Annotated in this window: 6 protein-coding genes; 3 read left to right on the forward strand and 3 right to left on the reverse strand. The window is 66.3% G+C overall.

The features are described from left to right. Positions 1 to 64: 64 nt before the first annotated feature. Positions 65 to 2,782: an aconitate hydratase AcnA gene (gene acnA / locus AB0D57_RS40515; protein WP_362085693.1), complete on the reverse strand. Its 2,718-nt coding sequence runs from the start codon at positions 2,780 to 2,782 to the stop codon at positions 65 to 67. A gap of 248 nt (positions 2,783 to 3,030) precedes the next feature. Between acnA and AB0D57_RS40520 the strand changes: the two genes are divergently transcribed. The 3 genes from AB0D57_RS40520 (at position 3,031) to AB0D57_RS40530 (ending at position 6,015) form a co-directional block, all read left to right on the forward strand. Beyond that, positions 3,031 to 3,228: a DUF4236 domain-containing protein gene (locus AB0D57_RS40520; RefSeq protein ID WP_362085696.1), complete on the forward strand. Its 198-nt coding sequence runs from the start codon at positions 3,031 to 3,033 to the stop codon at positions 3,226 to 3,228. Positions 3,229 to 3,487: 259 nt separating this feature from the next. Continuing rightward, positions 3,488 to 5,017, forward strand: coding sequence for a UDP-N-acetylglucosamine 1-carboxyvinyltransferase (locus tag AB0D57_RS40525; protein WP_362085699.1), 1,530 nt, complete (start codon positions 3,488 to 3,490; stop codon positions 5,015 to 5,017). 470 nt (positions 5,018 to 5,487) lie between these two features. Then, positions 5,488 to 6,015 carry a hypothetical protein gene (locus AB0D57_RS40530; RefSeq protein WP_362085702.1) on the forward strand — a complete coding sequence of 176 codons (528 nt, stop codon included), beginning with the start codon at positions 5,488 to 5,490 and terminating at the stop codon, positions 6,013 to 6,015. A gap of 288 nt (positions 6,016 to 6,303) precedes the next feature. On the opposite strand, the gene AB0D57_RS40535 is transcribed toward AB0D57_RS40530, so the two are convergent. Further along, positions 6,304 to 6,501, reverse strand: a complete 198-nt coding sequence (locus AB0D57_RS40535; protein WP_362085705.1) for a hypothetical protein — start codon at positions 6,499 to 6,501, stop codon at positions 6,304 to 6,306. A gap of 3 nt (positions 6,502 to 6,504) precedes the next feature. Continuing rightward, positions 6,505 to 7,011: a reverse transcriptase domain-containing protein gene (locus tag AB0D57_RS40540; protein ID WP_362085714.1), complete on the reverse strand. Its 507-nt coding sequence runs from the start codon at positions 7,009 to 7,011 to the stop codon at positions 6,505 to 6,507. Positions 7,012 to 7,099: the final 88 nt, after the last annotated feature.

Below are 7,099 nucleotides of genomic sequence, written 5' to 3' on the forward strand. Positions count from 1 at the left end.
TGCGAAGGGCCGCACCCCTGTGTCCTTCCAGGGGTGCGGCCCTTCGACTGCCGTACCGGACCGCTTACTTGCGGATCAGGTTGCGCAGCACGTACTGCATGATGCCGCCGTTGCGGTAGTAGTCCGCCTCGCCGGGGGTGTCGATGCGGACGACCGCGTCGAACTCGACGCCGGTGTCGGTGGTGACCTTCACCGTGCGCGGGGTGGTGCCGTTGTTCAGTTCCTCGACGCCGGTGAAGGAGAAGGTCTCCTCGCCGGTGAGACCGAGGGACTCGGCCGTGGCGCCCTCGGGGAACTGGAGCGGGAGGACGCCCATGCCGATGAGGTTCGAGCGGTGGATGCGCTCGTACGACTCGGCGATGACGGCCTTGACGCCGAGGAGCGCGGTGCCCTTGGCGGCCCAGTCGCGGGACGAGCCGGAGCCGTACTCCTTGCCGGCCAGGATGACCAGCGGGATGCCCTGCTCGATGTAGTTGCGCGAGGCGTCGTAGATGAACGCCACCGGTGCGTCGGCCTGCGTGAAGTCGCGGGTGTAGCCGCCCTCGGTGCCCGGCGCGATCTGGTTGCGCAGGCGGATGTTGGCGAACGTACCGCGGATCATGACCTCGTGGTTGCCGCGACGGGAACCGTACGAGTTGAAGTCGCGGCGCTCGACACCGTGCTCCGTGAGGTACTTGCCTCCGGGCGTGTCGGCCTTGATCGCGCCGGCCGGGGAGATGTGGTCGGTGGTGACCGAGTCGCCCAGCTTGGCGAGGACGCGCGCGCCGGCGATGTCCGAGACCGGGGTGGTCTCCATCGTCATGCCCTCGAAGTAAGGGGGCTTGCGGACGTACGTCGACTGCGGGTCCCACTCGAAGGTGTTGCCGCTCGGGATCGGCAGCGCCTGCCACTGGGCGTCGCCCGCGAAGACGTCCTGGTAGGACTTGTTGAACATGTCCTCGCCGATGGCGTTCGCCACGACGTCGTTGACCTCGGCCTCGGAGGGCCAGATGTCCGCCAGGTAGACCGGCTTGCCCTCGGTGTCGGTGCCGAGCGCGTCGCGGGTGATGTCCACCTTCATGGAGCCCGCGAGGGCGTACGCGACGACCAGCGGCGGGGAGGCCAGGTAGTTCATCTTGACGTCGGGGTTGATGCGGCCCTCGAAGTTGCGGTTGCCCGAGAGGACCGAGGTTACGGCCAGGTCGTGCTCGTTGACCGCCTTGGAGACCTCCTCCGGCAGCGGGCCGGAGTTGCCGATGCAGGTGGTGCAGCCGTAGCCGACGAGGTTGAAGCCGACCTTGTCGAGGTAGGGGGTGAGCCCCGCCTTGTCGAAGTAGTCGGTGACGACCTTGGAGCCCGGGGCGAGCGTGGTCTTGACCCACGGCTTGCGGGTCAGGCCCTTCTCCACGGCCTTCTTCGCGACGAGCGCGGCGGCGACCATGACGTACGGGTTCGAGGTGTTGGTGCAGGACGTGATGGCCGCGACGGTGACCGCACCGTGGTCGATCGTGTAGGTCGAGCCGTCGGGGGCGGTGACCTGGACCGGGTTGGACGGGGCGCCGTTGGGGTGAATGGCCGGGGAGTCGGAGGCCGGGAAGGACTCCTTGCCCGCCTCGTCCACCTCGTCCACGTAGTTGCGGACGTCCGTCTTGAACTGCTCGGCGGCGTTCGCGAGGACGATACGGTCCTGCGGGCGCTTCGGGCCGGCGATCGACGGGACGACCGTGGAAAGGTCCAGCTCGAGCTTCTCGGAGAAGTCGGGCTCGGCGGCCGGGTCGAGCCAGAGGCCCTGCGCCTTGGCGTACGCCTCGACGAGCGCGAGCTGCTGCTGGCTGCGGCCGGTCAGCTTCAGGTACTTGATGGTCTCGTCGTCGATCGGGAAGATCGCAGCGGTCGAGCCGAACTCCGGCGACATGTTGCCGATGGTGGCGCGGTTCGCGAGGGAGGTCGCGGCGACACCCTCGCCGTAGAACTCGACGAACTTGCCGACGACGCCGTGCTTGCGCAGCATCTCGGTGATCGTGAGCACGAGGTCGGTGGCGGTGGTGCCGGGGGTGAGCTCACCGGTGAGCTTGAAGCCGACGACGCGCGGGATGAGCATCGAGACCGGCTGGCCGAGCATCGCGGCCTCGGCCTCGATACCGCCGACGCCCCAGCCCAGGACACCCAGGCCGTTGACCATCGTGGTGTGCGAGTCCGTACCGACGAGCGTGTCGGGGTACGCCTGCCCGTTGCGGACCATGACCGTACGCGCCAGGTGCTCGATGTTCACCTGGTGGACGATGCCGGTGCCCGGCGGGACGACCTTGAACTCGTCGAACGCGGTCTGGCCCCAGCGCAGGAACTGGTAGCGCTCCTTGTTGCGGCCGTACTCCAGCTCGACGTTCTGCGCGAAGGCGTCGTTGGTGCCGAACTTGTCGGCGATGACCGAGTGGTCGATGACCAGCTCGGCGGGGGCGAGCGGGTTGATCTTCGCGGGATCGCCGCCCAGCTCCTTCACGGCCTCACGCATGGTGGCGAGGTCCACGACGCAGGGCACGCCGGTGAAGTCCTGCATGATCACGCGGGCCGGCGTGAACTGGATCTCCTGGCTCGGCTGAGCCTGGGAGTCCCAGCCGCCGAGGGCCCGGATGTGGTCGGCGGTGATGTTCGCGCCGTCCTCGGTGCGGAGCAGGTTCTCCAGCAGCACCTTCAGGCTGTACGGAAGGCGAGCCGAGCCTTCCACCTTGTCCAGCCGGAAGATCTCGTACGACTCGTCGCCCACCTGCAGCGTGCTGCGGGCGTCGAAGCTGTTCGCCGACACGACAGTCTCCTTCATTGATGTGCGCGTACCCACCGCATCCTGCCGCCACATACTCCTGGCCGATCCGCTAAGGTAAGGCTAAGTTAGGTAACCCTTACCGTGGGTGGCGACTGCGGGGCGCCTCGGCAGATATCTCGATGTCGAGATAACTCTAGTACATGGGCGCGGGCTGGTCATGCCCGGCCTCCTTCGGGGTACCCGGTGTCGGCCGGGACGCACCCGGCCGACACCGCAGCGAGGGGGCACCGATGCCACTCACGTTCCGTAAGAGTTTCCGCATACTTCCCGGGGTGCGACTGAACATCAACCGACGATCCTGGTCGATCACCACGGGAGGGCGGCACGGGCCGCGGCACACGCGCAGCAGCACCGGGCGCCGGACCACGTCGACAAATCTGCCGGGCCCCTTCGGCTGGCGCCGCACGACGCGCCGACGGGAGCGCTGAGCCCCGCAGGCCTCCAGGCGTACACCAGTTGGCCGCCGGGCGGCCCGCGCACCGCCGAACTCCCCCACACACGCGACCGGTACGTACTGATCCGAAAGGACCGATACGTACCGAATCGCAAGGTCTGGTATGTAAAGAATCGCAAGCACGAGCGAGAGTCACACCCCGAACTACCCTGTGAGCACGCCGCACTGACCCGCATCACCCGGATGGGCGCACTCCGCTTCTCTTTATCTCACATGAGATATACGGTCGCGCCATGGCAGACGACTACCTCGTACGTATCGGCAAGCTCATCCGTGACGCCCGGCAGCACCGGGGCTGGACACAGGCGCAGCTTGCCGAGGCGCTCGGCACCAGCCAGAGCGCAGTCAATCGCATCGAGCGCGGCAATCAGAACATCAGCCTTGAGATGATCGCTCGAATCGGCGAAGCCCTGGACAGTGAGATCGTGTCGTTGGGCTATGCGGGTCCGATGCATCTGCGCGTGGTCGGTGGACGTCGCCTGTCCGGCTCGATCGACGTCAAAACCAGCAAGAACGCCTGCGTCGCGCTGCTGTGCGCGACGCTCCTGAACAAGGGGCGCACGGTGCTGCGCCGGGTGGCCCGCATCGAAGAGGTGTACCGCCTGCTCGAGGTGCTCGGGTCCATCGGCGTCCGCACGCGGTGGATCAACGACGGGGTGGACCTCGAGATCGTGCCCCCGGGCGAGCTGGACATGGAGGCGATCGACGCGGAGGCGGCCCGCCGCACCCGCTCGATCATCATGTTCCTCGGCCCGCTGCTGCACCGTATGGACCACTTCAGGCTGCCGTACGCGGGCGGTTGCGACCTGGGGACCAGGACCGTCGAGCCGCACATGATCGCGCTGCGCCGCTTCGGTCTCGACATCGCCGCCACCGAGGGGCTCTACCACGCCCAGGTGGACCACGCGGTCTCCCCCGACCGTCCGATCGTGCTGACCGAGCGCGGCGACACGGTGACCGAGAACGCGCTGCTCGCCGCCGCCCGCCACAACGGCATGACCGTCATCCGCAATGCCTCCTCCAACTACATGGTCCAGGACCTGTGCTTCTTCCTGGAGGCCCTGGGCGTACGGGTGGAAGGCATCGGCACCACCACGCTCACCGTGCACGGCGTACCGAACATCGACGTGGACGTGGACTACTCGCCCTCCGAGGACCCGGTCGAGGCGATGAGCCTGCTCGCCGCGGCCGTGGTCACCGAGTCCGAACTGACAGTGCGCCGAGTGCCGATCGAGTTCCTGGAGATCGAGCTCGCGGTCCTGGAGGAGATGGGCCTCGACCACGACCGCACACCCGAGTACTTCGCCGACAACGGCCGTACGCGCCTGGTGGACCTGACCGTCCGGCCCTCCAAGCTCGAAGCCCCGATCGACAAGATCCACCCGATGCCCTTCCCGGGCCTGAACATCGACAACGTCCCCTTCTTCGCGGCCATCGCGGGCTCCGCCCAGGGCAAGACCCTCATCCACGACTGGGTCTACGACAACCGCGCGATCTACCTCACGGACCTCAACCGCCTCGGCGGCCGGCTCCAACTCCTCGACCCGCACCGCGTCCTGGTCGAGGGCCCGACCCGCTGGCGCGCCGCCGAGATGATGTGCCCGCCCGCGCTGCGCCCCGCCGTGGTCGTCCTGCTCGCGATGATGGCAGCCGAGGGCACGTCCGTGCTGCGCAACGTGTACGTCATCAACCGCGGGTACGAGGACCTGGCCGAGCGGCTCAACTCGATCGGGGCGCAGATCGAGACGTTCCGCGACATCTGACCGGCACGGTGTCGTGCCCCTTGGAGGCAAGGGGCGCGACACCTCAACATGCCAGCTGACCTGCGGATACCCACCTTCACAGCCCTCCACTGATCACTGTTGTTTTTCAGCACCTTGTGCAACGCACGTGCAAGATGATCTTGCATGGTTGACGATACGTCAGAGACGCCTGAGTACCCGTCAGCCTTCACGGAGGGTTGTCGCCGAAGTGGCCTCGCAACGTCCGATGTCGGTCAGTGTCACGCGGACCGCCTCTGGTCGACCATCGGCAATCACGTCGAAGACCCGGCACCCCGGTAACCATCACGATGCCGAGGCGGCGACCCTTGCCGATTTGGTAATGCCCTTCGGTCGTCGGCCTGGGGCCACCGGCTGGGTGGGTGCTGCTTGTGCTGGCTCTCGCGCTCGGGCGCTGCTGTAGTCCATCTTCAGGGGTACGGTGGCTTCCTCTGTTGCTCGAAGGGGGTTTGATGGAAGCCGAGTTGATGTCACTGGCTGCCGCAGGCGCGACTGTGTTCGTGCAGCAGATGGCGGCGGACTCCTGGGCAGAAGCCCGCGATCGCATCGTCTCGTTCCTCTCGCGTCGTGATTGCCGTGGGGAGACGGTCATCCAGGGAGAGTTGGAGACCTCGCGAGGAGAACTCGCAGCGGCAATGGCATCTGGAGACGAGCAGACAGCGGCAGATATCGAAGCCGAGTGGCGTACTCGATTGCGACGTACTCTGCTGGACAACCCGGTCGCGGCGTCCGAACTGCGAGCAGTACTTGACGAATTGGCGGCCGCCTCAAGTGGTCAGCTGGTGGCCGCCGTCCACAACACCATCAATGGGGGTATGCAGCACGGTCCTCGGATAGCGTCCTGCCCGGCTGGCCGCATACTGCCGCTCACCACCGCTTCCGGGCCCATCTGTGCTGGATACCACGTCCTGCCTCACGGCAGTTGCAGAGCCGCGAGCGTAGAGAAACAGCGCTATGTCCGATCGATCCGAACCAACTGAGAGGGGTCGCCCCGCCCCTCCGCCCCTGGGACTTTTCAGGGACTTTCAGCGCTGTCCGAGGGACTTCCCAGGGACTTTTCGCCGCCTAACACGGCAAGTCCCCGAAAGACCGGAAAGGGCCTCCGACGCAGGTCAGAGGCCCTTTCCTAGACAAAGCCGCAGGTGGCGGCAGACGAGTCGGGCTGTACGCCGGGTATTTCCCCGCTTAGGGAGCGATCACGCTCTGCCGAGTAGCCGGGAGGGATCTCACCTCCCGGCTCTCACAGATCCGTACGTGACAGTCTCCCGTCATACGGCTCTTGTCGTTCTGATCGTCAGACCAGTACGGCGCTCGTGGTCAGGCGGCCAGTGCACGAACATGCGGGGGTATCGCTGGGCGATCTCCCGCATCTTCGCGAGGGCCTTCCGTTTGGCCGAGAGCCGTTTGTACTTCTGGCGGATCCAGCGCACCAGGTAGGCGTTGATGCGCATCAAGAAGGTGTTCAACTCCTACCACCTGTAGCGGCCGTAGTAGTTGATCCAGCCCGACACCACAGGGTTGATTCTGCGCGCGAGCTCATGGAAGGACAGGTCCGAGCGGGTGTGCAGGTGCCAGGAACGCACCTCTCGCCCCATCCTCTTCAGGGCGTCCTTGCTGACTGCCGGGTCGACTGCGACGAAACGGTCGCCGCGTCGACTCTGGTTCAGCCTGGCTCGGAAGGTGTACCCGAGGAAGGTGAACGCCGTATGCTCGTACGAGCGCCGGCGGTTTCCGTCCTGGCAGTACACGATCCGGGTCTTGGCCGGGTGCAGTTGCAGCCCGACCTCGGCCATTCTGTCCGCGAGCGCGGCCAGCACCTGGCGGGCCTGATGCTCGGTGACGCAGTGCAGCACCGCGTCATCCGCGTAGCGCTCGAACCAGACGGTCGGGAACTCCCGGTCCATCCAGGTGTCGAACGCATAGTGCAGGAACAGGTTCGCCATGACGGGAGATACCGGGGCCCCTTGCGGGGCAATGCCACGTAGTTAGGAAACGGCGAGGATTTTGATGTTGGGCGGGTCAGGGTGGTGAGTGGTGGATTCGGTGGGTTGTTTCTTTCTGTAG

It is taken from the genome of Streptomyces sp. NPDC048275 (assembly GCF_040652275.1).
In the GTDB taxonomy this organism is placed as follows: domain Bacteria; phylum Actinomycetota; class Actinomycetes; order Streptomycetales; family Streptomycetaceae; genus Streptomyces.

Coding starts and splice junctions, on each gene's coding strand:
- AB0D57_RS40525 (WP_362085699.1), top strand. CDS start 3,488: ATGGCAGACGACTACCTCGTACGTATCGGCAAGCTCATCCGTGACGCC.
- AB0D57_RS40530 (WP_362085702.1), top strand. CDS start 5,488: ATGGAAGCCGAGTTGATGTCACTGGCTGCCGCAGGCGCGACTGTGTTC.
- AB0D57_RS40520 (WP_362085696.1), top strand. CDS start 3,031: ATGCCACTCACGTTCCGTAAGAGTTTCCGCATACTTCCCGGGGTGCGA.